We start from the raw sequence: 428 nt of genomic DNA, 5'->3' as shown, positions 1-428 counted from the left end.
GATTGAGTCCATATAATTGTGTAAATAGGAAAAGGCCTTTTCCATCCCCTGTGATAAAATGTTTTCAACCACGATAAACATTTGGAGGAATGGAAAATGGCCCAACTTAATTTTAACCTAGATATGGATATTTTAAAAGACTCTGTGATGAATTCAAACATTGACGCTGTCGTCAAATCCACAATCGTTCTGGTGTTGAATGAATATATGGAAATGGAACGGGACGAGTACCTCAAGGCTGCCTCCTATGAGCGTTCTGACAACCGCGTAGACTATCGAAACGGCTACTATGAGCGGGAACTAACCATGAGTATCGGAAAGATTACATTGAAAGTTCCACGCACTCGTCAAGGCGAATTCGCACCTTCAGTCTTTGAAAGATATGCAAGATGTGACCAGGCGCTTGTCCTCTCCATGCTCGAGATGGT

At 42.3% G+C, this 428-nt stretch carries 1 protein-coding gene; it reads left to right on the top strand.

Annotated features, from left to right (window positions below; genetic code table 11):
• Positions 1-96: 96 nt before the first annotated feature.
• A partial coding sequence (locus tag M3191_RS18285; protein WP_251701739.1) for a transposase occupies positions 97-428 on the top strand: 332 nt, incomplete at its 3' end.

The sequence above is a fragment of the Sporosarcina luteola genome (assembly GCF_023715535.1).
GTDB lineage: Bacteria > Bacillota > Bacilli > Bacillales_A > Planococcaceae > Sporosarcina > Sporosarcina luteola_B.
This window is presented reverse-complemented; position numbering and strand designations above follow the sequence as displayed.